Source organism: Dokdonia pacifica, assembly GCF_900188275.1.
GTDB classification, from domain to species: Bacteria; Bacteroidota; Bacteroidia; order Flavobacteriales; family Flavobacteriaceae; genus Dokdonia; species Dokdonia pacifica.
On the sequence record NZ_FZNY01000006.1, the window covers coordinates 262907 to 285466 of the forward strand.

The 22560-nt window shown below is 34.8% G+C and carries 16 protein-coding genes and 1 tRNA gene; 13 read left to right on the forward strand and 4 right to left on the reverse strand.

What is annotated here, in order from left to right; genetic code table 11:
* Window positions 1-3 precede the first annotated feature (3 nt).
* The gene (locus CHB80_RS17850) at window positions 4-3096 is read right to left on the reverse strand and encodes a SusC/RagA family TonB-linked outer membrane protein (RefSeq protein WP_179218208.1); all 3093 of its coding nucleotides are present in this window, start codon (window positions 3094-3096) and stop codon (window positions 4-6) included.
* A gap of 231 nt (window positions 3097-3327) precedes the next feature.
* The gene (locus tag CHB80_RS17855; RefSeq protein ID WP_089372874.1) at window positions 3328-4344 is read right to left on the reverse strand and encodes a GntR family transcriptional regulator; all 1017 of its coding nucleotides are present in this window, start codon (window positions 4342-4344) and stop codon (window positions 3328-3330) included.
* 202 nt (window positions 4345-4546) lie between these two features.
* Here CHB80_RS17855 and galK point away from each other — a divergent pair, with 202 nt between their 5' ends.
* The 3 genes from galK (at window position 4547) to CHB80_RS17870 (ending at window position 6842) form a co-directional block, all read left to right on the forward strand.
* Entirely contained in the window at window positions 4547-5692 is a 1146-nt protein-coding gene (gene galK, locus CHB80_RS17860; protein WP_089373001.1) for a galactokinase, read from the forward strand.
* A 1-nt stretch (window position 5693) separates the two neighbouring features.
* Complete coding sequence (locus CHB80_RS17865) at window positions 5694-6737, forward strand: UDP-glucose--hexose-1-phosphate uridylyltransferase (RefSeq protein ID WP_089372875.1); 1044 nt, start codon at window positions 5694-5696, stop codon at window positions 6735-6737.
* 30 nt (window positions 6738-6767) lie between these two features.
* Window positions 6768-6842, forward strand: a tRNA-Val gene (locus CHB80_RS17870).
* 3 nt (window positions 6843-6845) lie between these two features.
* On the opposite strand, the gene CHB80_RS17875 is transcribed toward CHB80_RS17870, so the two are convergent.
* Together CHB80_RS17875 and gldJ are read right to left on the reverse strand one after the other, a co-directional pair.
* On the reverse strand, window positions 6846-8126 hold the full coding sequence (locus CHB80_RS17875) for a UDP-N-acetylmuramoyl-tripeptide--D-alanyl-D-alanine ligase (RefSeq protein ID WP_089372876.1): 1281 nt from the start codon (window positions 8124-8126) through the stop codon (window positions 6846-6848).
* 59 nt (window positions 8127-8185) lie between these two features.
* Entirely contained in the window at window positions 8186-9847 is a 1662-nt protein-coding gene (gene gldJ, locus CHB80_RS17880) for a gliding motility lipoprotein GldJ (RefSeq protein ID WP_089372877.1), read from the reverse strand.
* A gap of 216 nt (window positions 9848-10063) precedes the next feature.
* On the opposite strand from gldJ, the gene porU reads away from it, so the two are divergent.
* From porU to CHB80_RS17930, 10 genes are all read left to right on the forward strand, one after another.
* Window positions 10064-13918: a type IX secretion system sortase PorU gene (gene porU, locus CHB80_RS17885; protein ID WP_244905574.1), complete on the forward strand. Its 3855-nt coding sequence runs from the start codon at window positions 10064-10066 to the stop codon at window positions 13916-13918.
* 47 nt (window positions 13919-13965) lie between these two features.
* Window positions 13966-15114 carry a type IX secretion system outer membrane channel protein PorV gene (porV, locus tag CHB80_RS17890; RefSeq protein ID WP_089372879.1) on the forward strand — a complete coding sequence of 383 codons (1149 nt, stop codon included), beginning with the start codon at window positions 13966-13968 and terminating at the stop codon, window positions 15112-15114.
* Window positions 15115-15146: 32 nt separating this feature from the next.
* The gene (locus CHB80_RS17895) at window positions 15147-15629 is read left to right on the forward strand and encodes a cytidine deaminase (protein ID WP_089372880.1); all 483 of its coding nucleotides are present in this window, start codon (window positions 15147-15149) and stop codon (window positions 15627-15629) included.
* Window positions 15630-15841: 212 nt separating this feature from the next.
* Window positions 15842-16840 carry a pyruvate dehydrogenase (acetyl-transferring) E1 component subunit alpha gene (gene pdhA / locus CHB80_RS17900; RefSeq protein WP_089372881.1) on the forward strand — a complete coding sequence of 333 codons (999 nt, stop codon included), beginning with the start codon at window positions 15842-15844 and terminating at the stop codon, window positions 16838-16840.
* 3 nt (window positions 16841-16843) lie between these two features.
* Window positions 16844-18469 (forward strand): pyruvate dehydrogenase complex dihydrolipoamide acetyltransferase, encoded by a 1626-nt coding sequence (locus CHB80_RS17905; RefSeq protein ID WP_089372882.1) that lies wholly within the window; start codon window positions 16844-16846, stop codon window positions 18467-18469.
* A gap of 131 nt (window positions 18470-18600) precedes the next feature.
* A complete protein-coding gene (locus tag CHB80_RS17910) occupies window positions 18601-19425 on the forward strand; it encodes a hypothetical protein (protein ID WP_089372883.1) in 825 nt (274 codons plus the stop codon).
* Between the two features lie 60 nt (window positions 19426-19485).
* A complete protein-coding gene (locus CHB80_RS17915; RefSeq protein ID WP_089372884.1) occupies window positions 19486-20532 on the forward strand; it encodes a M28 family metallopeptidase in 1047 nt (348 codons plus the stop codon).
* On the forward strand, window positions 20532-21212 hold the full coding sequence (locus tag CHB80_RS17920) for an SDR family NAD(P)-dependent oxidoreductase (RefSeq protein ID WP_089372885.1): 681 nt from the start codon (window positions 20532-20534) through the stop codon (window positions 21210-21212). The genes CHB80_RS17915 and CHB80_RS17920 overlap by 1 nt, the downstream gene beginning before the upstream one ends.
* Before the next feature lie 13 nt (window positions 21213-21225).
* Window positions 21226-21993, forward strand: coding sequence for a hypothetical protein (locus tag CHB80_RS17925; protein ID WP_089372886.1), 768 nt, complete (start codon window positions 21226-21228; stop codon window positions 21991-21993).
* 36 nt (window positions 21994-22029) lie between these two features.
* Window positions 22030-22524 (forward strand): flavodoxin family protein, encoded by a 495-nt coding sequence (locus CHB80_RS17930; protein WP_089372887.1) that lies wholly within the window; start codon window positions 22030-22032, stop codon window positions 22522-22524.
* Window positions 22525-22560 lie beyond the last annotated feature (36 nt).

Genomic DNA, 22560 nt, shown 5'->3' on the forward strand with positions numbered 1-22560 from the left:
TTTTTAAAATGACATTTGTATACCCATTGTAAAGGTGCGAGGTCTTGGTTGTGCTCTAATATCCAACCCTCTATCGAAGACAGCATCAGAAGCAAAAGTAGGATTGAACCCGAAAAACCCTCGATTTGTACCTAATCCAGCATTGTTAGATCCAACTTCTGGATCATAACCAGAATAATTTGTAATTGTAAATAGGTTTTGGACATTTACAAAAGCACGAGCATTTGAAACCCATTCTTTTCCTATAAAATCTGTAAAGTTATATCCTACTTCAATTGTTTTTAAACGAAGGAAAGAACCATCTTCTACAAAGAAATCTGAAGGTAATTGATTTCCAGCAGGATCTTGTACAGATACTCTAGGTAGGTTTGTATTTGGATTTTGAGGAGTAAATGCATTTCGTACAATACCTAATTTATTGTCATCTAAGAAAAAGTATCCGAAGAACTTCGTCACATTATAAATTTCGTTTCCTTGTACACCATTGAAAAATGCTGATAAATCCCAATTCTTATAATTTGCAGAAAAATTAATACCATATGTGAAATCTGGGGTAGGATTTCCGATAGATGTTTGATCTTCGTCATTTATACGACCATCACCATTAATATCAACTCTTCTAAAATCTCCTGGTTGTAATAAAGCTCTTCGGTCTGGGTCATTTGCAAGAAATGGATCATTATCTATCTCTGCTTGATCGTTATAAATCCCATCTGTTTTAAATCCAAAGAAGAAACCTAAAGGTTGTCCTACTTCAAAACGATTTGCTCTTAATCCTTCTTCATTATATGAAGGTCCTACAATTGGATTAGGAGAACTGGTAAGTTCATTTCTAATGGCAGATAAATTAAAACCTACATCAAAAGTAAAATCTCCTCCTTTATCATAGTGATATTGTGCTTCAAATTCAAATCCTTTATTATTGATGGATGATGCATTTTGAAATACTGGAGTTACAGACCCATTTGAATCTGGAATCGCAACTGCTTGTATCACATCATCATTATCTCTATTGAAATAATCTAAGCTTAACTTTAAATCATTATCAAGTAATGCAGCGTCTATTCCTACATTAACTGTTGTAGAGGTTTCGAAACTTAAAGTTGGGTCTACAATAGATGTAATTGCAAAACCTGGAATTTGTCCTGAAATACCGCCAACAGTGATAGGAGAGGTAGACCCTACAACAGATTGATTTGAGAATGGCGGAACATTTTGCGAACCTAATTCTCCGTATCCAGCTCTAAGCTTTAAATTATTAAATAATCCATCTTTATTAAAGAAATCTTCATCACTAATTACCCAACCTGCAGAAAAAGAAGGGAATGTTCCTTCATTAAATCCATCTGAGAATAGTGAGGTTCTATCACGACGTACAATAGCTGTGAACAGGTATTTTTTGTTGAAGTTATAATTGATACGTCCAAAAACAGAGAAAAGTTTATTATCAAAACGACCTCCACCAGAGTTGATAATATTATCAGCAAACTGTGCAATATTTGTAATACTATTACTTGGCAAGCCTTCTGCATATATAGCAATACTATTATCAGTAATATCTTGACGAGCACCTCCTAATAAGACATCAAAGTTATGATCTCCAACACTTTTCTTATAATTTAAAGTAGGTTCGACATTGGTTGCATAACGTTCTCCTCTAAATTCTGTTAAGTCATTGAGGGCATTAAGATTAAATACTTGATCAAATACAGGTGAATCTAAAGTTGGTCCTCCTAAGTTGAAAATAGGTTGGAATGTATTTCTATAGAAACTAGTGTACTCAGTACCAATATTTAATTTGGCCGTAAGTCCTTCTATAATTTCATAAGAAAAGTTTAGGTTTCCTAAGAAGTTACGTTCTGTATTTTGGTCATTAACAAGTTGTGCTTGCGCAAATTTATTAGCTCCTCCAACACCGAAAACATTTCCATCTACAGCTTCAAAGCCTCCTAGATTTTCAGGAACATTTGCTCTGATAATTGGTACGGTACCTCCTTGATTACCAAATGCATTGTTTCGAGTAAAGCGGTTTTCAGAAAAACCAAATGATTCTTGAATTTTTAACTTGCCTAAATTAAATTCACTATTTAAACGTATATTTTTACGATTAAAATCTTCACTAATTAATAAACCTTCTTCATCATAATAATTTGCACTAAAGAAAAATCTTGAATTTTCACCCCCTCCAGATACATTAAATCCATAATCTTGAATAATGCCTGAATTGATGGTTAGGTCTTGAAAATCAGTATTGATTCCTGGGTCTGCTATATTTCCTTCAAGTCCATCATTAATGAGACGTTGATTAAGAAAGGCAATATATTCAGGGCCATTTAATAGGTCTAGTGTTCTTCCTTGGGTGTTAACTCCGCTTCTTATATCAATATTTACGGTAGTGGCAGTAGCGGTTTTCCCTCTATTAGTTGTTACAATAACTACTCCATTTGCTGCACGAGATCCATAAATTGCGGCTGAAGTTGCATCTTTTAACACTTGTATATTTACAATGTCTTTGGCATTTAAATAATTAATGTTGTCTGAGATGGCTCCATCTACTACATATAAAGGCGCAGAGTTGGTTAAAGAACTTACACCACGTACAAAAACATTGGCAGGGCTCCCTGGAGCACCTCCAGCGGTTTCAACTTGCACACCAGCTAGTTTACCTTGTAGGGCAGAGGTAGGGTTTGCAGTTACAACTTGTGCAATATCTTCTGTTTTTATTTGTGAAATAGCACCTGTAACATCTCGTTTGGATTGAGATCCAAATCCTACAACAATTACTTCATCTAGAGCTGCGGCATCTATTTGCATTACGATGTCAATGGTTGTTTGTCCATTTACGGGTACTTCTTTTGTAGTAAAACCTGTATAAGAGAATACAATGATGGCATCATCTGCAACATTTGAAAGTGTATAATTACCATCAAAATCAGTAGTTGTTCCATTTTGAGTGCCCTTAACAAGAATATTTACCCCAGGTAATGGTCCTAATTCTTCAGTCACAGTTCCAGTTATTGTCTGTTGTGCATACAAACAACTAGAAATGATGACCAGAAGAAGCGTAACAATGGGTTTGAGTTTTGTTAGATTCATACAATTGGTTTTTATAAATTGATTATACATGCTTGGTTAATTTGTAACATTTATCATGCTATGATACTCTATGCTACTTTTCAAAAGTACAGTATTTTTTCTATTTTTAATAATTAAGTATTAAAAAAATGATAATATGGCAATATTAACCATATTTATATGTAGATATAATAATTGTATTCTGTAGGAAAAAATAGCGAATACGTTGTGTTTTTACCCTACTATTATGTTTTATAGAGAATTTCTTTGACTTAAGTGAGTAGGGATAGTTTCTTGAATAGGCGTACCCTCTTTTACATATAGAGCTGCCTTTTTTGCCATTAAGGTAAAATCAGTAGAGATTGTTGATATTCCTCCGAATGCAATTTCTTTTACAATATTGTCATCGTGGGCTAATATTCCGATATCCTGTCCAATTCTATATTCGAGTTTTCTAGCATCTTTTAGAATTTGCCAGAGACTTGAATCTGCAATAGTGAAAAAAGCAGTTCTTTTTTTAAGTAATTTAGATCGATAATCAGGGAAAACTTCTCCTTTAATATTATAATCTGTTATAAATCGTTGAAATGCTTTCAAGATTCCTTTTGGTAAGTCTGTATTTGCTTTAAAGAATAGGATCATTTTGTCATATTCTTTAAGACGAGGCGCAAGTTCTACTAATTTTTTATAGGTTACTTCCTCAAATTCTTGTGTTATATAAGAATAGGTTGGTGGTAATTTTAAATATCGATCTACAATTAAAAGTCTATCAGATGGTATGGCTTCCATGAGAGGGATAACTTCAGGATCTTGAATAGGGGCAATTACATATGCACCATATTTTCGATTAATATTATCCATGATCGTTTTGAAAAGGCTTAGATTGTTATGGTGAAAAAAAACATCAATTTGAAACCGCTTGCCTAATTCTTTTCTAAAAGTGTTGTAAAAATCTTCCTGAAAACTATGAAATGCAAATAGGATCAATGCTACTTTTAAAGTCGTATTTGTTTCTTGACTTATTATAAAATACCCTTTTAGGTTTTTAGATTCTACAAGTCCTCGTTCTTTTAACTCTGTATATGCTTTTACAATGGTCTTGCGAGCATAACCTATTTCTGCAACCATTACATTAATAGAGGGTAGTTTATCACCCACAGTGAGAACACCAGCATCTATAGCATTCATAATCCCATGAACAATCTGCTCATGCTTAGAAATAGATGGGATATGTTGTAAATCATATATTTTTTCAAATAACGAAGACATAAGGTATGATATAAGATACTTTGCTAAAGTATTATTTTAATAAGTATAACTCAAAATAAACTAGAAATTCTATATTGATATCTTTCTAAAATAAGGAATATTCAAACTTTAATAGCTATTGTAGATCGTTTTATTGCATAGGTTTGTTATTTTTGTGAGTAGACTAGAGTAGCACAGATTTTGAAATCTAGTATTTATGATTATGAATAAACAAATAGCTTCTTTCTTAAACTCTTTTGAAAGTCAATTAAAAGTTATGTCGCCAGGTAGAATTAATTTTATTGGCGAACATACTGATTATAATAATGGCTTTGTACTTCCTGCTGCTATCGATAAGAAGATTACATTCTCTTTTAGGAAATCAGTGTCTAAAACCCAGTGCACTATTTTAAGTACTACATATCAAAAGCTTTTCACTTTCTCTATTGATAAAATTTCTATTAGAGAAGCTACTTGGGAGAATTATATTGTAGGTGTCGTTGCAGAAATGCAAAAAATAATTAGTGGTATAGGCGCTTTTGATTGTATTATAGATAGTGATCTTCCATTGGGAAGTGGTGTGAGTTCTTCTGCGGCATTAGAATGCGGCATTGCATATGGGCTTAATGCACTTTTTAAACTGAACCTTTCTACATTACAAATGATAGAAATATCACAAAGAGCAGAGCATGAGTATGTAGGGACTAAATGCGGTATTATGGATCAATATGCTGTTATGAAAAGTAAAGAAGGGGCTGTATTACTTTTAGATTGTTTAATTAATAAGCATTCATATATAGAAGCAAGTTTTGATCCCTATGTCATTGTTCTTTTAAATACAAATGTATCTCACAATCTAGCTTCTAGTGAATATAATACACGTAGGGAAGAATGTGAATTTGTTGTAAATACGATTAGAAAAGATAGTAATAATGTGTCTTCTTTACGAGATGTCACATTCTTGCAATTACAACAATATAAAGATCAATTGTCAAAAAATCATTATGAAAGAGCTGCTTATGTTCTAGAAGAAAATGAACGTGTCTTAGCCGCAGTTGAGTGTTTGAAAACAGGAAATTTAAAGCAATTTGGTTCGTTGATGTATGCTTCTCATAGAGGGTTGCAATATCAATATGATGTGAGTTGCCCTGAGTTAGATTTCTTAGTAGATTTTTCTGAAACTAATAAAGAAATTCTTGGTTCAAGGATGATGGGCGGTGGTTTTGGTGGGTGTACCATCAATTTAATTCATAAAAATGCTGTAGATGATTTTGTTAAAGAAGCTTCAAAAGCGTATAAAGAAAAATTTGGTATTGCATTAACTTCATTTGTAACTGTTCCTAGTCAAGGAACTTCAATGTATTCATAATATGGCGTCTTTACAGGAACAACCACATAGAAGATTTAATATTTTAACTGGAGAATGGATTCTTGTATCTCCGCATAGAACAAAACGACCGTGGCAAGGTAAAAATGAAGAGCCTTCATTATTGGCGACAGTAGCATATGATAAAAACTGTTATTTGTGCCCTGGTAATGAGAGAGCAGGAGGCGTTGTAAATCCAGATTACAAAGCTCCTTATGCATTTACAAATGATTTTGCGGCTTTACTTTCAGACACATCTACATCAATGATAGAAGATGGTTTGCTACAAGCAAAAGGTGAGCTAGGAGAGTGTAGAGTAGTTTGTTTTTCAGAAAATCACTCTTTAACCTTGCCTCTTATGGAAGTAAAAAATATTATAAAAGTGATCTCTTTATGGCAAGACGAATATGATGTATTAGGAAATAAACAACAAATTAATCATGTGCAAATTTTTGAAAACAAAGGAGCTATTATGGGATGTAGTAACCCGCATCCACATGGTCAAATTTGGTCTCAGAGCACAATTCCTGAAGAAGTAATTAAAAAAACAGAAAGACAATTATCTTATTGGAAAAAAAATAATCGATCTCTTCTAGAAGATTATATAAAGCAAGAACTTCAAGCAAAAGAGCGTATCATTTTTCAAAACGAGCACTTTGTCATTTTAGTCCCTTATTGGGCAATATGGCCTTATGAAACCATGATTATTCCAAAGCGAAAAGTAACTGCAATTACAGGTTTGACTGAGGAAGAAAAAAAGAGTTTTGCAGAAGCAATTAAAAGACTTACCATTAAATACGATAATATTTTTCAAACCTCTTTTCCTTATTCTTCTGGAATTCATCAGGCACCTACCGATGGGAAAGAATATTCTGAATGGCATATGCATATGTCTTTTTATCCACCATTATTGAGATCTGCGACAGTAAAGAAATTTATGGTTGGTTATGAATTATTTGCAAACCCGCAACGAGATATCACAGCAGAACAAGCAGCTGCTACTATTCGGGATCAAAGTGAGATTCATTACACTCATAAGGCGTCTTAAACCTTCTTTTTTAATTAAATTTACATATATGGGTCATTAACTCAGTTGGTTCAGAGTGTTACCTTGACAGGGTAGAAGTCACTGGTTCGAATCCAGTATGACCCACTATTATTCGATGAGTTCTAAAACACGTTCCATAGCCATACCGCGGGATCCTTTAATGAGTATAGTGGTATCTGATGGGATATTTTTTTTATACGCTTTCGCGAAAGCGTTATATGTCAGAAATACATGCTGTGTATTATTCTCAGGTGTCGAAATGCCAAAAGTAGGTCCTACGGCATATACTTGATCAATAGCTAATGAATTGGCATAATTAAGAATGTGCTGATGTTCTTGATTTGTGGTTTCTCCAACCTCAAACATATCTCCTAAAAAAGCTATTTTATGTTTTGAGGTTTGCTTGCTTAAGTTATTTAATGCAGCTTCCATGCTTGTAGGGTTCGCATTATACGCATCTAAAATAATAGTATTGTTATTCTCCTTTTTAATAATCTGAGATCTATTATTTGCAGGGATATAATTTTCGATACCTAGTTTTATCGCCTCTATATTTACAGAAAAATATGATCCTATTGCAATGGCTGCTGCAACGTTTATAGCATTATAAGCACCTGTTAATTGCGTCTGTATAGTAAGATTATTGCAGGCTAGTTGCACATATGGCGATGCTTCTTTGAATGCAATACTATAGTCTGCATTATGAGGCGCAAATGTTTTGCTATCTATCTCTGCAGATTGTTTTATTTGTATGGGGTCTTCTTTATTTATAAATACAATACCATTAGTTTTACGTATGTATTTGTATAATTCACTTTTTCCTTTAATAACTCCTTCTACACCTCCAAAACCTTCTAAATGCGCTTTTCCAAAATTTGTGATGTACCCAAAGTTTGGTTGTGCAATTTCGCTTAATGCGGCAATTTCTCCTTGGTGATTTGCACCCATTTCTACAATACCTATTTCTGTTGCTTTAGTCATAGACAATAGAGTGAGTGGTACTCCAATATGATTATTAAGATTCCCTACTGTAGCAGTAGTTGAATACTTTTGAGATAACACAGCATTGATGAGCTCTTTTGTAGTTGTTTTTCCATTACTACCCGTAAGTGCGATGATAGGAATGTCTAGATATAATCTATGATAAGTAGAAAGTTCTTGTAGTGTTTGTAATACATCTTCTACTATAATTGCATTGTCAAGATTTTCTTGTTTCTCGTCAATGATCGCATATGTAGCTCCTTGATCTATTGCTTTTTTTGCAAAATGATTCCCATTAAAATTAGCTCCTTTTAATGCAAAGTATAGTTGACCTTTTTCTAATTTTCGAGTATCAGTACATACTCCTGTGCTTTGCAAAAACAGATGATGTAGTTGTTCTATGTTCATAATTTATGGTATTAAAAAAGCCCTACAAGAGGGCTTTTTTAAATATGTTTATGCTAATATTATCTAGCTCTTTTTCCGCTTTTAGATTTTGAACCTACACGTGACATAGCACATCTAAATCCAATATCGTCAGTAGCCATCCCTTGTGGTAAGAAACGACGTTGCGCAGGATCTAACCAGTAAGCTCTATCTCTCCATGATCCTCCTTTGTATACTCTTACTTCATCATTAATAAGAGTTGTTCTATTGTTAGACTCATCAAACTCACGGTTTAATGCACCAGCACTATCTTTTTCGACTCTATGTCTAGGAGCATCATACATAGCAGGTACTTCACTTTCATCTTCATCTTCATCAAAAGATTCAAAGTAGCGTGTAGATCTTCTGTCACCATCTCTAAAGTTACGGTTGTCACTTTGAGAGAATTGCGTACGTAAATAAGTTTCATCTTCATCTACAGGTATTTGAAGAATTTCTCCAGGTAAATCTCTAGCCACTACTTTTCCGTTTGCTAATGTGTCATATACAATAGAATCTACAGTTATAACTCTAACCTTTCCTTCTTCGTCTATTGCGTTTTTAGTATATACATTACCTCTATAATAGTTAAAATCATTAAACTCGTCATCTACTATTGGGCGGTATACATCAGCAACCCACTCAGAAACGTTACCAGCCATATCGTATAATCCAAAATCATTTGGCTCATACGTTTGAACTTCAGCAGTAATATCTGCATTATCATCAGACCAACCAGCGATTCCTCCGTAATCTCCGTCAGCTTGCTTAAAGTTAGCTAAATGATCTCCTCGAGTACGACGAGAAGCAGATCTAGTATAAGACCCATTCCATGGATATTTTTTACGTCCTCTGTATACATTATAACTTCTTAATTCAGAAAGTCCTAATGCAGCATATTCCCACTCAGCTTCTGTTGGGAGTCTGTATTTTGGTAAAAGGATACCATCCTTACGCTGTACATATATATTAGTACTGTCTTCATTTCTTCTTAATCTTGACTCACTCGCTCTTCCGCCTCTTGCAAGACTATCGCTTCCTCCGTAGGTAAGAGTAGGTGAGTTTAAATACGTTTCTGTGTCGAATGTTGATGCAGCATCTACATCATTACGTGCTCCACGAGCAGTAAATCCTTGTTCTTCAAGAATTAACTCGTTTACACGATTTGATCTCCAATCAGAAAATTCTACAGCTTGTAGCCAACTTACACCTACAACAGGGTAATTAGCAAATGCTGGGTGACGTAGGTAGTTTTCAGTCATCGTTTCGTTAAATCCTAAACGATTTCTCCATACTAAAGTGTCAGGTAGAGCACCTAAATAGATATTACGGTAATTTTCATCTGTAGGTGGGAATACTTTCTTTATCCAATCTAAGTATTCTAAATACATTACATTGGTTACTTCAGTTTCATCCATGTAAAAAGACTGAACGTGTTGCTGATTTGGAGAATTGTTCCAATCATGCATAACATCATCCTGAACTTTTCCCATAGTAAAAGTTCCACCTTCAACAAACACTAGCCCAGGACCAGTCGCTTGTTCAGTGTAATCTGTATTGGCTTTAAAGCCGCCATCTTTTCCATCGATTTTCCACCCGGTGCCTCGAGAGCTGTCTTTGTAGTTGTTAGATTTACTACAGCTAGCAACGGTTAAGGATACTGCAGCTACAGCAAAGATTTTTAGAGCAAGATTTAATTTCATCGGTTTTTGCTTAAGTAGATTTGGGATCGCAATATAACAATTAACACGAAAATGACAATATTAATTTATTAAAAGCGGTCATCAAATTTATTTTTTAGTGGTTTTAGTCAACCCATTAGTAACGTAGGTATTTATTCTTTATTATTGTAAACAAAAAAAAATAATCAAAATATCACCTTTTTTGATACTATTGATTAGCATTTATCGTTACGATATATGATGAAAATACGCTACGCTATACTTTTATTTTTTATTTGCTCCTTTGGTTTTTCTCAAGAAATGCGATTGACGTTAGATTGGGAAGAAATACTAACAGATGCAAATGCTCCATTAAATAGCGCTTTAGAGCTTTCTCAAAATGAAGATGGTTCATGGAGTTATTTAGCGCAATGGGAAGTGAATCAACCTGTTTTAGAAACAAGCGTACGTCTAGAAGATGTTGTATATGAATCCTTACCCGCTTCTCAATTATCTAAATTAAATAGGAATAGTATTACTTCAGAAGTATCCTACTCATTACAAACAGGGCGGGCAAGAGATCAAAATTATGCTGTTTTAAATGTAACGCCTTTTATTGTTGAAAACGGTCAGTATAAACGTATTAAAAGTGCTACGGTTACATACGCTTTCGCGAAAGCGTATAACACAAGATCCTCCATACCACTTACAAACTCAATATTAGCAAGTGGTGATTATTATAAATTTTATGTAGAAGAAACAGGGGTTCATCAAATCACACGTAATTTTTTACAAAGTATGGGGATGTCACTTGATGGTATCGACCCACAAACCATAAAAGTATATGGACTTGGAGGCTCGCCATTACCTCTTCGTAATAGTGATAACGGTGATGAGGTCTTTGATTTACGAGAAATACCTATACAAGTGGTAGGTGGTGAAGATGGATCTTTTAATGGAAATGATCATATTCTCTTTTTTGGTGAAAGTTCTCGAAAATTTCATGAAGAATTAAATACCAATGTCAATCCATATACAGACAGATCTTATTATTATGTTACCGCAGGAGGGAATGAAGGCTTACGAGTACAACCTATGAGTCAACCTCCGGGAGCACCTAACGCGACGTTTACAACCTTTGATGACTATCAATTTCATGAAGAAGACTTAGAAAATATTGTTTTGGTAGGTCGTAGATGGTTTGGAGAGCAATTTAATATCGAAAATGAACAAACTTTTGAGTTTTCTTTTCCTAATGTAGTAACAAGTCAGGTTGCTAAATTGAGAGTGCTTCTCGCAGCCGCATCCGAATCTCAAACATCTTTTGAAATTGCTGTAAATGGTTCTTCTGTAGGTACAGCAATACTACTACCTATAAATAATATAGAATTAGCACAAGGAAGAACATTTGAGGTAGATATTCCTATCTCTAGTCCGGATGTAACGATAACGCTTACCTATAATAATGGAGGGAATCCTTCTAGTTTAGGATATTTAGATTATATAAGTCTAGACGTGCCTAGAACACTTCAAGGTACTGGAGAGCAAATTAATTTTAAGAAAAATGAAGCAGCTACTTTAAGTGGCTTAGGGGAATACGTTTTTAGTAATGCAAGTGATTATACTCAAATATGGGACGTGACTGATCAAACTTCTATAACGACCACCATAAATGATGGAGGTCAAGGAGAGGTTAGATTTAGAAGTCAATTAGGAACATTACGTCGTTTTGTGGCAGTGACTCCGTCAGATTATTTTACCCCTTTTAGAGAAAGTAATAATACAAGGGTAGCCAATCAAGACTTAAAAGGAACAGTTTTTCAAAATGACAATGGGGATTTTCAAGATGTAGATTACCTTATGGTTACTGGTGATTTATTACGTCCACAAGCAGAGCGATTGGCAGCGCACAATAGAAATTTCAGAGGTCTTAATGTAAAAGTAGTGACACTTACTGAAATCTATGAAGAGTTTGGAAGTGGAAGTCAAGACATAGGAGCGATCCGTAATTTTGTAAAGTATATATATGATAATGCATCTTCCGAAGAAAATAGAATTAAGTATTTATGCTTATTTGGAGATGGCTCTGTAGATTATAAAGACAGACTCTTTGGTAATAATAATATCATCCCAACTTTTCAAACATTTCAGAGTTTTAGTCTAGCTACCTCTATTATGTCTGATGATTTTTATGGATTTATGGACCCCAATGAAGGATTTGTTGAGAGTCCAGGAAATGGAAATCCAAATCCTTCTGGAGCCAATGATCGATTGGATATTGCTGTGGGACGCATTATAGCAGATACACCATCACTAGCTGCTACTGTAGTGGATAAGATTATAAATTATGATGCAAGAGAATCATATGGTCGTTGGCGTAATAATTTGGTGATGATTTCTGATGATGCAGATGAGCCTGGAGTTGCTCATTTTGGATTACAAGTAAATCTGGATGCTTTAAGTGATGAAATTGAAGACCAGAGACCTTCTACCAATGTTATAAAAATACATAGTGATGCATTTCAGCAACAATCTTCTGCGGGTGGAGATCGCTATCCTCAAGTAAATGAGACGATTTCGAATGCCCTAGAAGTTGGTTCTTTAGTTGTTACATATTTAGGTCATGGAGGAGAGGAGCTTTTAGCTTCCGAGGCAATTATCACACAAAATGAAGTAGATGAACTTGCGAATGATGAACGACTTCCATTACTAGTTACAGTAACTTGTGAGTTTACAAAATTTGATAATCCATTACGTCCTACAGGTGGAGAAGGTTTTATCTGGAGTCCCGAAGGAGGGGTGGTGGCTATGGTTGCAACAACAAGAGAAATTTTTGTTAGTGTCGGGTTAGATTTTAATGACGAGATAGCTGCAGAAATTTTTGGTTTTAATAATAGTAATCTTGTTAGTGTAGCAGAACACGTAAGAAGAGCAAAAAATCAAGTGGCAAATGGTCAACGTAGAGTAATTTTCTTTTTAGGAGATCCAGCCATGCGTCTGGCATTTCCAAGGCCTGATGTCCGTCTAACTGCTGTAAATGATATTCCAGTAGGGCAGGATCTTCCTACACTAAGAGCTTTAGATCGAGTAAAGATAAACGGGATCGTCACCAGTGAACAAGGCCAAGTAATTTCTAATTATACAGGTGTTCTTGCAGTTACTTTATATGATAAAGATATACAGCGTCAAACATTAGGAAATGACGGAACTACAGATACCAATGGAGATTTGTTATTACTCGACTTTAAAACACTAGGAGCAGTATTATACAGAGGACAAGCATCTGTTGTTAATGGTCAATTTGAGTTTGAATTTATTATGCCACGAGATACGGCAATTCCACTCGGACAAGGAAGATTAAACTTTTATTCAGAACGATTAGGAGTTTTAGAAGATCAGGCAGGTGTAAATAGAGATATTGTTATAGGTGGTCTTAATGAAGATGCGCCACCAGATAACTTAGGGCCTCGTATTCGATTGTTTATGAATGATGAAAGTTTTGTTAATGGTGGTATCACAGATGACTCTCCAATTATACTAGCAAAATTAGAAGATGAAAACGGGATTAATACGGCAGGAGGAATTGGTCATGATATTGTAGCCATACTAGATGGTGATGAGACAAATCCTCTTATTATGAATGATTTTTATGAAACCGAAGTAGATGATTTTACAAGAGGAACTGCTACTAGAAGACTTCGAGATTTAGAAGAAGGATTGCATACACTCACTTTTATAGCATGGGATGTGTATAATAATTCTTCTAGAGCAGAATTACAGTTTGTAGTTGTAGGTGATGGAGAATTGCAACTTGAAAATGTGCTGAATTACCCGAATCCTTTTGTAAATTATACGGAATTCTGGTTCAATCACAATAGACCTTTTGAACCCCTTGATGTACAGGTTCAAATATTTACAGTGAGCGGAAAAGTAGTGAAAACAATTAACCAAACTGTCATAAATGAAGGCTTCTTATCTAGAGATATTGTGTGGGATGGATTAGATGATTTTGGTCAGGCGATAGGAAAAGGAGTATACGTATATAAGATAACAGTAAATTCTACGTTAACTAACAAGCGAGTAGAAAAGTTTGAAAAGCTTGTAATTCTATAAAATATAAATCTATAAAAAGTCTATATTTGTTCAAATTTGAAATCTTTATGAAGAAAATGATGATGCTGTGCTTAGGAGCATGTTTTGCTTTTAATGCAACGGTGCAAGCCCAAGACGAGCCTAATACAATTACAACGGCGGTCCCATTCTTAGTTATTGCTGCAGACGCGCGTGCTGCAGGACTTGGAGAACAAGGAGTAGCAACAAGCCCTGATGTATATGGGGTGCAATGGAACCCTGCAAAACTCGCCTTTTTAGATAGAAAGCATAATGTAGGAGTTAATTATACACCTTATTTAGGAAATTTAGTAAATGATATTGCTATTTTACAAGCTGCCTATGCAAATCGTATTAATGAGCGAAGTGCTTTTGGAGCTAGTCTTAGATATTTTAGTTTAGGAACTATTACGACCACTACAGGTCCTAATGATCCAGGATTAGATATCCGTCCTAATGAATTTACATTAGATGCAACCTATGCACTTAAATTGAGTGAGCGTTTCTCAATGGCAGTATCGGGACGTTATTTACGAAGTGATCTTAGAATCCAGCAATTAGATCCAGATGCAAGAGCAGCAGGGTCTTTTGGAGTTGATATCTCAGGATATTATCAATCTGAAGAAATTACATATAACAGTTTTGATGGTCGTTGGAGAGCTGGATTCAATATTTCTAATATAGGCCCAGAAGTATCTTATAGTGATGCCGATAATGATGATGATTTTATTCCTACTAATTTGAAATTTGGTGGAGGATTTGATTTTATCTTAGATGGATATAATAGAGTATTTGTTGGATTAGAGTTCAATAAATTATTAGTGCCTACACCTCCTATTAGAGATGGAGAAGGTAATATAATTGCTGGACAAGATGATGATGTGAGTTTCTTTCAAGGAATCTTCCAATCATTTGGTGATGCGCCAGATGGATTTAGTGAAGAGCTAAAAGAATTTACTTGGTCATTAGCAACAGAGTATGTATATGATGATGTATTCTCATTACGTGCAGGATATTTTAATGAAAGTGACCTTAAAGGAGCACGTAAGTTTGCTACCTTAGGAGCTGGATTTGAATTTAATGCTATTGATATTGATTTATCGTATCTTTTCTCTACAGGATCTGTGCGTAGTCCATTGGAAAACACATTACGTTTTGGACTTACCTTCCATTTTGGAGATGAGTATGATGAATACTAGAAATAATATTTCCGTGTAAACGGTAAATACGTATGAAAAAAATAAAGATCGAATCGTTTTTGGAAGTGTACCCATCTATAGATGAGCTTCCAGAAACGATTTTTTCATTGATGCAAGAAGCTATTCTTGCAAGAGATACTGCTTATGCACCATATTCTGATTTTTATGTAGGTGCTGCTATTTTACTAGAAAATGGTGAGATAGTAAGAGGGAGTAATCAAGAAAATGCAGCCTATCCTTCGGGTTTATGTGCAGAGCGTACTGCCATATATTATGCTTCAGCTCAATACCCAAATACTACCATAAAGGCAATAACAATTAGTGCACGAGGAAAAGATAAAGTAACTTCTCAACCTATTCCTCCATGTGGATCTTGTAGACAAGCTATTGCAGAATATGAGATTAGACAAGGAGAGGCGATTCCTATCTATTTTATGGGAGATCAAGGTGAGGTATGGAAAAGTGATTCATTAGAGAATTTACTTCCGTTACTATTTACATCTAAATACCTTTAAAAAAATAGGTTTGCCAATTATATTCTTCATGAGTGCGCTTTCGCGAAAGCGTATATCCAAAATATTACAATTATCTTAACAAAATAAGTAAGATGAAGACAATTACTATTTCGTTTTCGTAACTTTTATTCAAAACCCTTTTTGCGGTATCTGTCTAATACCTTATTTTTGTTAGTGGCTTTTTTGTAGAGCCATTTTTATACTCGTTATAGATGAAGAAAATCACTAAAGAAACGTATCTCAATTGGTACGAAGAAATGCTCTTCTGGCGTAAGTTTGAAGATAAGCTAGCTCAAGTATACATCCAGCAAAAAGTAAGAGGGTTTTTACACCTTTATAATGGTCAAGAAGCTATATTGGCAGGATCATTACACGCGATGGATTTAAGCAAAGACAAAATGATTACTGCCTACCGTAATCACGTTCAACCTATTGGTATGGGAGTAGATCCTAAACGTGTAATGGCAGAATTGTATGGAAAAGCTACTGGAACTTCTCAAGGTCTCGGTGGGTCTATGCACATTTTCTCAAAAGAAAAGGGCTTTTATGGAGGACATGGTATTGTAGGGGGGCAAATCCCATTAGGAGCTGGAATGGCTTTTGGTGATAAATACCATAAAAGAGAGGCCGTAACATTATGTTTCTTTGGAGATGGAGCTGCACGTCAAGGTTCTTTGCATGAGACTTTCAATATGGCAATGAACTGGAAATTACCTGTAGTTTTCTGTGTAGAAAATAACGGGTATGCTATGGGTACGTCGGTAGCACGTACGGCAAACCATGAAGATATTTGGAAATTAGGATTAGGTTATGAAATGCCTTGTGGTCCTGTAGATGCTATGAATCCAGTAGCAGTAGCAGAAGCTATGGATGAAGCTATAGACAGAGCACGTAGAGGTGACGGTCCTACATTTTTAGAATTAAAAACATACCGCTATAGAGGTCACTCTATGAGTGATGCACAGCACTATAGAACAAAAGAAGAGGTGGCAGAATACCAGAAAATAGATCCTATTACGCAGGTAAAAGATATTTTATTAAAAGAAGGGTATGCTACAGAAGATGAAATTAAAGTGATGGACAAACGTGTAAAAGAACGCGTTGCAGAATGTGAGAAGTTTGCAGAAGAAAGTCCATTCCCAGAGAAGAATGTGATGTATGATGTTGTATACGAACAAGAAGATTATCCATTTTTACCTCATAAACTATAAGCTATGGCTCAAGTAATAAACATGCCGCGACTTAGCGACACCATGGAAGAAGGTACGGTTGCAACTTGGTTAAAAAAAGTTGGTGATACTATTTCTGAAGGAGATATTCTAGCAGAGATAGAGACTGATAAAGCAACCATGGAATTTGAATCTTTTTATGAAGGGACATTACTTCACATAGGAATTCAAGAAGGAGAAACTGCGCAAGTAGATAAATTATTGGCTATTATTGGTGATGAAGGAGAAGATATTTCTGCATTATTAAATGGAGAAACAGCTCCTGCTCAAGATACAACAGAAGAGGCTGTAGAAACTGCTGCTGAAACTCCTGCTACAGAAACAACTACAGATGCACCCGCAATTCCAGAAGGTGTTGTTGTTGTAACGATGCCTAGACTTTCTGATACCATGGAAGAAGGTACGGTTGCTACTTGGTTAAAAGGAGTAGGCGATACTGTAGAAGAAGGAGATATTCTAGCAGAGATAGAGACTGATAAAGCGACTATGGAATTTGAATCTTTTAACGAAGGGACATTACTCCATATAGGACTTGAAGAAGGGGCTACTGCAAAAGTAGATGCACTACTCGCAGTATTAGGACCTAAAGGAACTGATGTTTCTGGTGTGGTAGCAAATTTTGTGTCTGGAGCGTCAGCTTCTAAAACTCCTGCCGAAACACCTAAGGTAGAGGCTCCTAAAAAGGAGATGCCAAAGGCTGCGGCATCTAAAGCTGAAGCGCCAAAAGCAACAACTCCAACAACCACTAGTAGTGGACGTATATTTGCCTCTCCACTTGCTAAAAAAATAGCCGAAGATAAAGGTATTAACTTGGCACAAGTAAAAGGTTCAGGAGAGAATGGGCGTATTATAAAATCAGATGTAGAAAACTTTACACCAAGCGCTGCTAGTGCAGGAGCAAGTGTGCAACCATTTGTAGCTACAGGAGAAGAAAGCTTTGAAGAAGTGCCTAACTCGCAAATGCGTAAAGCTATTGCAAGAGCACTTTCTAATTCTAAGTTTACTGCCCCACATTATTACTTAAATGTGGAGTTTAATATGGAAAATGCAATTGCATTTAGAAAACAGTTTAATCAATTGCCAGACACAAAAATATCTTACAATGATATGATTGTAAAGGCAACTGCAATAGCATTAAAGAAACATCCTCAAGTAAATTCTCAGTGGTTTGATGATAAGATGAAATTAAATCATCACGTACATATTGGAGTGGCAGTTGCTGTTCCTGATGGATTGGTAGTGCCTGTAGTTAATTTTGCAAATGAGAAATCATTACCACAAATTAATGCTGAGGTAAAAGAACTTGCTGGAAAAGCACGTAATAAAAAATTAACTATCCCGGAGATGGAAGGAAGTACGTTTACAATTTCTAATCTTGGGATGTTTGGTATCACTGATTTTACATCTATTATCAATCAGCCTAATTCAGCGATTTTATCGGTAGGGGCTATTGTAGAAAAACCAGTTGTAAAAGATGGCCAGATTGTAGTAGGAAATACCATGAAGTTAACAATGGCCTGTGATCACCGTACTGTAGATGGTGCAACAGGAGCACAGTTTTTACAAACATTAAAAACATATATTGAAAATCCAGTATTAATGCTTGCTTAATACCTGTTGATTTTTTCTAATATAAAAACCCATCTTTTAAAGATGGGTTTTTTATTTGGGGTAAGAAAAACAAAAATGTCACACTATTATGAGTAGGGGCTTAATCCTATATTTAATTAATAAGGAATAATATGAAATTACAAAAACTATTTATTGGACTTATCATGTTTGTTGTAAGTCATAGCTTTTATGCGCAAACATTAGTTTATGGTTTAGGTTCAACAGAAACAAAAGCAGAAGTTACATTTAATGATGGGCATACAGAAGAAGGTGTGGTATCTGGATTTATCCAAAGACGCTATATGTATGTAGATGTGGAATATCCATTTAAAACTCTTGAGAGAGAATTAAATTTAGATGATAAGGTATTCACTTTTGAAACTAGTTTTGAAGGAAAACGAAAGATTAAATCTAGCGAAGTGCGAATAGTAGAAGAAATATATGAAGATGGCTATAGTTTATTTAAACGACTTACTATTAAAACAGTAAATTCTAAAGGTAAGATCATAGATTTAAAGAAGCAGGTTTGGTTACCTTATCTTATAGAAGATCGAGTAAACATTCTTGGGTTCAGTGTTTTTGGCGATAATGGCACCTATCTAGGTACCTATATTTATTTAAATAGAGAAGGTGAAGATTTTGCCATTAACCCAATCGATTTTAATCGATTAAACTTATTTAATATAGGTAAGACAGATGATAAAATGAAGATTGCTCTTAAAGAAACTTTTGCAGATTGTGAAGCTACATTATCTTATATAGATGAAATGTTTGCTAAAAAAGGAAAGAAAAGAAATAAAAGAGTCACGCTTGCAAAGGAGGATCTTGATAGTATTAAAAAACGAAAATTAAAAGGAAAAGAGAAGGCCTATGAAATTGGGAAATTATATGAGAAGTTTATGATTGACTTTTACCGCAATATCGTTGATCATTATAACGAGCATTGCCCTGAATAGATTGTATATAAGTTCTAAAATCATTAGGGCTAAGCTATCGTTTTTTTTATCTTTAAGCCCATGAGAAAAATACTTTTTTATATCCTGATAGGAAGTCTAATTACTTCGTGCGGTACTGCACTACAATCTGTAGATGAGTCTAAGGTTCCGCCACCGCCACCGCCTGTTTCTATACCAGATGTACCTAAACCAGACCCGACAAAAGCTCAGGTGACTATGGTGTTTCCTGATGTAGATAGAATGAAATCGGTTAAGAGGACTATAGAGTTTCTTGCAGCAGATGAATTACAAGGAAGAGATACTGGGAGCCAAGGAATCGAAATTGCAGCTCAGTTTATAGAAGCACGTTTTAAAAATGCAGGTGTTGCGCCTTATTTTGAGACGTATCGGGATGACTTTAAAGCAAAAGATAAAGATGCTTTTAATATTGTAGGTGTAGTAGAAGGAAATGATCCAAAGCTTAAAAATGAAATTATCATTATTGGTGCGCATTATGATCATATTGGAAAAGCAAAACCTGTGGGAGATGATGTTATAGCAAATGGGGCAAATGATAATGCAGCTGGAACAACAGCAGTGTTGGCACTTGCAGACCATTTCGCGAAAGCGAAAACTAATAAACGCACTATTATTTTTACATTATACTCTGCTGAAGAAAAAGGACTTTTAGGGTCAAAACATTTGGCAAAAAAACTTAAAAAAGAAAATATCACGCCTTATGTGATGTTTAATATCGAAATGATAGGGGTGCCTATGAAAGATAAAGATCACTTGGTATATATTTCTGGGTATGATCTTTCTAATATGCCTGCAAAGTTTAATGAATATGCAGGAGAAAAAGTAATAGGTTTTTTGCCAAAAGCAAAAGAATTTAATCTCTTTAGACGTAGTGATAACTATCCTTTTTACCAAGAGTTTGGGATTCCAGCACATACCATTTCTTCTTTTGATTTCACCAATTTTGATCATTATCATGGCGTAGGTGACGAAGCAGATAAAATGGATATCGCATTTATGGAAAATGTGATAGAGAAGCTTATTCCTGGGCTAGAGCGTATGGCAAATACACCTAATCAGGAAATTAAAATGAATGAAATAAAGAACTAATGAAGCGAATCATAGTTACAGGAACAAGTAGAGGAATAGGGTATGAGTTAGTTCAATTATTAGCCGAACAAGGGCATCAGGTTCTTGCGCTTTCGCGAAATGAGACTCCGTGTAAACTCTTGAATAAACAAAATATCACGGCTTTTTCTTTTGATATCACAGACATGAGCCATTTTCAAAAAGTTATAGATTTTATAGAAAGTGATTGGGAAGGTGTAGATGTCTTAATTAATAATGCAGGCGCTTTGTTGAATAAGCCTTTTGCCGAAACGACGATGGAAGAGTTTGAGGCTGTTTATAAAGTGAATGTATTTGGTGTGGCAGAATTGACGCGGGTGGTACTTCCGTATATGAAAGAAGGTAGTCATGTGGTGACGGTAAGTAGTATGGGAGGCGTACAAGGAAGTATGAAGTTCCCAGGACTTGCGGCTTATAGTTCTAGCAAAGGAGCTGTGATAACATGGAGCGAACTTCTCGCTGAAGAATATAAAGAACAACAAATAGCATTTAATGTAGTGGCATTGGGAGCTGTGCAAACCGAGATGTTGGAAGAAGCATTTCCTGGTTATCAAGCGCCACTTTCTGCAAAAGAAATGGCTGTGTATTTGGCTGATTTTTCTCTCACAGGGAATAAGTTTTACAATGGAAAGCTGTTACAAGTCTCTGCAAGTACGCCTTAAACTTCTACAATATATGGGGCAGCGGCTATATATGATTACAATAGATACTAAGAAGATTCAAGAAAACTTAGCTCCTTTTATTGATAAAAAGATCGAGTCGCATCTTAAAAGATTTTTGAAAGAGTATTGGTATAAGGTGTCTAAAGAGGTATTGCTTGATAAAGTAATTGATAATCCAAATGCATTTACAATTCTTGAAGTAGAATGTCTATATTTTTGGTTAGATGATTTACATGACACATTATATAGAAGCTACCAGAATAGAATACGTAAAATTCGAAAAACGGGTAGTATTAGGGCAGATGTTTTAAAAATGAATAAATTAAAGTTTTTAAAGCATTATGGTGTTAATTTATTTTTTGAAATACCTTCAAAAACTCCTGTCAGAGCTTTTTTAGAAATCTTCTACTATTATTTCTGGAACTATGAAAAGAAAATATCTTTTTTTGAAGACATAGATGATTTAAATAAAATGGAAATCTGTTTGATAAAAGACTTACATCATTTTTCTAATTATTTTCTAGTTTATTGCGGTCAGATAGTTATTCATTTTGGGGATGATGAAGATGATAAGAAAGAAGCGAAAAACATTTTAGAGGACATAAAACTAATAGATCTATATACTTATAAACTTGCTGTAGAGGATACTAGTCATTTGATGAATACCACAGGTGAAGGATTCAAATATTCATTAATACAACTGTTTTATTATGCGCAAGGTTTTGAAAAAGAAATTGTGAACTTGCCAATAAATACAAGGGTTTGGAATTTCCATACCTAGAAATGGATATATAAAACATAATATATTAAGATATATATGCAGAAAGAAACCATCATAATTCTTGCAAGTTCTCGTTCTCATGGAGATACGGCAAAAGTAGTTCAGCAATTACAGCAGATCATACATTGTGATATGGTAGATCTAAATGACTATGATATTAGTTATTATGATTATGAACATGCTAATAAGGATGATGATTTTCTGCCTTTAATGAAGCGTATTATCAATGACTATCAGAATGTCATTTTTGCAACACCTGTGTATTGGTACACTATGAGTGGAATTCTAAAAGTGTTTTTTGATAGAATTTCTGACCTACTAACTATTGAAAAAGATCTAGGTAGACAATTGCGAGGGAAAGGTTTTGGCGCAATTAGTTGTTGTATGAATGGGAGTATTGATCAAGAGTTTTGGCACCCTTTTGTGAAAACTGCGGGTTATTTAGGAATGAGGTATTTGGGAAATATTCATGTTGACTCATTAGAGAATCTACCATTACTTGAAGATTTTAGGAATAAGATTATTACATAGTAACACATAAAAAGTCATCTAGATGTTTATATCTAG

Bases quoted from the DNA above. Each gene is read 5' to 3' on its own strand.
- CHB80_RS17850 (WP_179218208.1), bottom strand. From the start codon at position 3,096: ATGAATCTAACAAAACTCAAACCCATTGTTACGCTTCTTCTGGTCATC.
- CHB80_RS17855 (WP_089372874.1), bottom strand. From the start codon at position 4,344: ATGTCTTCGTTATTTGAAAAAATATATGATTTACAACATATCCCATCT.
- galK (WP_089373001.1), top strand. From the start codon at position 4,547: ATGAATAAACAAATAGCTTCTTTCTTAAACTCTTTTGAAAGTCAATTA.
- CHB80_RS17865 (WP_089372875.1), top strand. From the start codon at position 5,694: ATGGCGTCTTTACAGGAACAACCACATAGAAGATTTAATATTTTAACT.
- CHB80_RS17875 (WP_089372876.1), bottom strand. From the start codon at position 8,126: ATGAACATAGAACAACTACATCATCTGTTTTTGCAAAGCACAGGAGTA.
- gldJ (WP_089372877.1), bottom strand. From the start codon at position 9,847: ATGAAATTAAATCTTGCTCTAAAAATCTTTGCTGTAGCTGCAGTATCC.
- porU (WP_244905574.1), top strand. From the start codon at position 10,064: ATGATGAAAATACGCTACGCTATACTTTTATTTTTTATTTGCTCCTTT.
- porV (WP_089372879.1), top strand. From the start codon at position 13,966: ATGAAGAAAATGATGATGCTGTGCTTAGGAGCATGTTTTGCTTTTAAT.
- CHB80_RS17895 (WP_089372880.1), top strand. From the start codon at position 15,147: ATGAAAAAAATAAAGATCGAATCGTTTTTGGAAGTGTACCCATCTATA.
- pdhA (WP_089372881.1), top strand. From the start codon at position 15,842: ATGAAGAAAATCACTAAAGAAACGTATCTCAATTGGTACGAAGAAATG.
- CHB80_RS17905 (WP_089372882.1), top strand. From the start codon at position 16,844: ATGGCTCAAGTAATAAACATGCCGCGACTTAGCGACACCATGGAAGAA.
- CHB80_RS17910 (WP_089372883.1), top strand. From the start codon at position 18,601: ATGAAATTACAAAAACTATTTATTGGACTTATCATGTTTGTTGTAAGT.
- CHB80_RS17915 (WP_089372884.1), top strand. From the start codon at position 19,486: ATGAGAAAAATACTTTTTTATATCCTGATAGGAAGTCTAATTACTTCG.
- CHB80_RS17920 (WP_089372885.1), top strand. From the start codon at position 20,532: ATGAAGCGAATCATAGTTACAGGAACAAGTAGAGGAATAGGGTATGAG.
- CHB80_RS17925 (WP_089372886.1), top strand. From the start codon at position 21,226: ATGGGGCAGCGGCTATATATGATTACAATAGATACTAAGAAGATTCAA.
- CHB80_RS17930 (WP_089372887.1), top strand. From the start codon at position 22,030: ATGCAGAAAGAAACCATCATAATTCTTGCAAGTTCTCGTTCTCATGGA.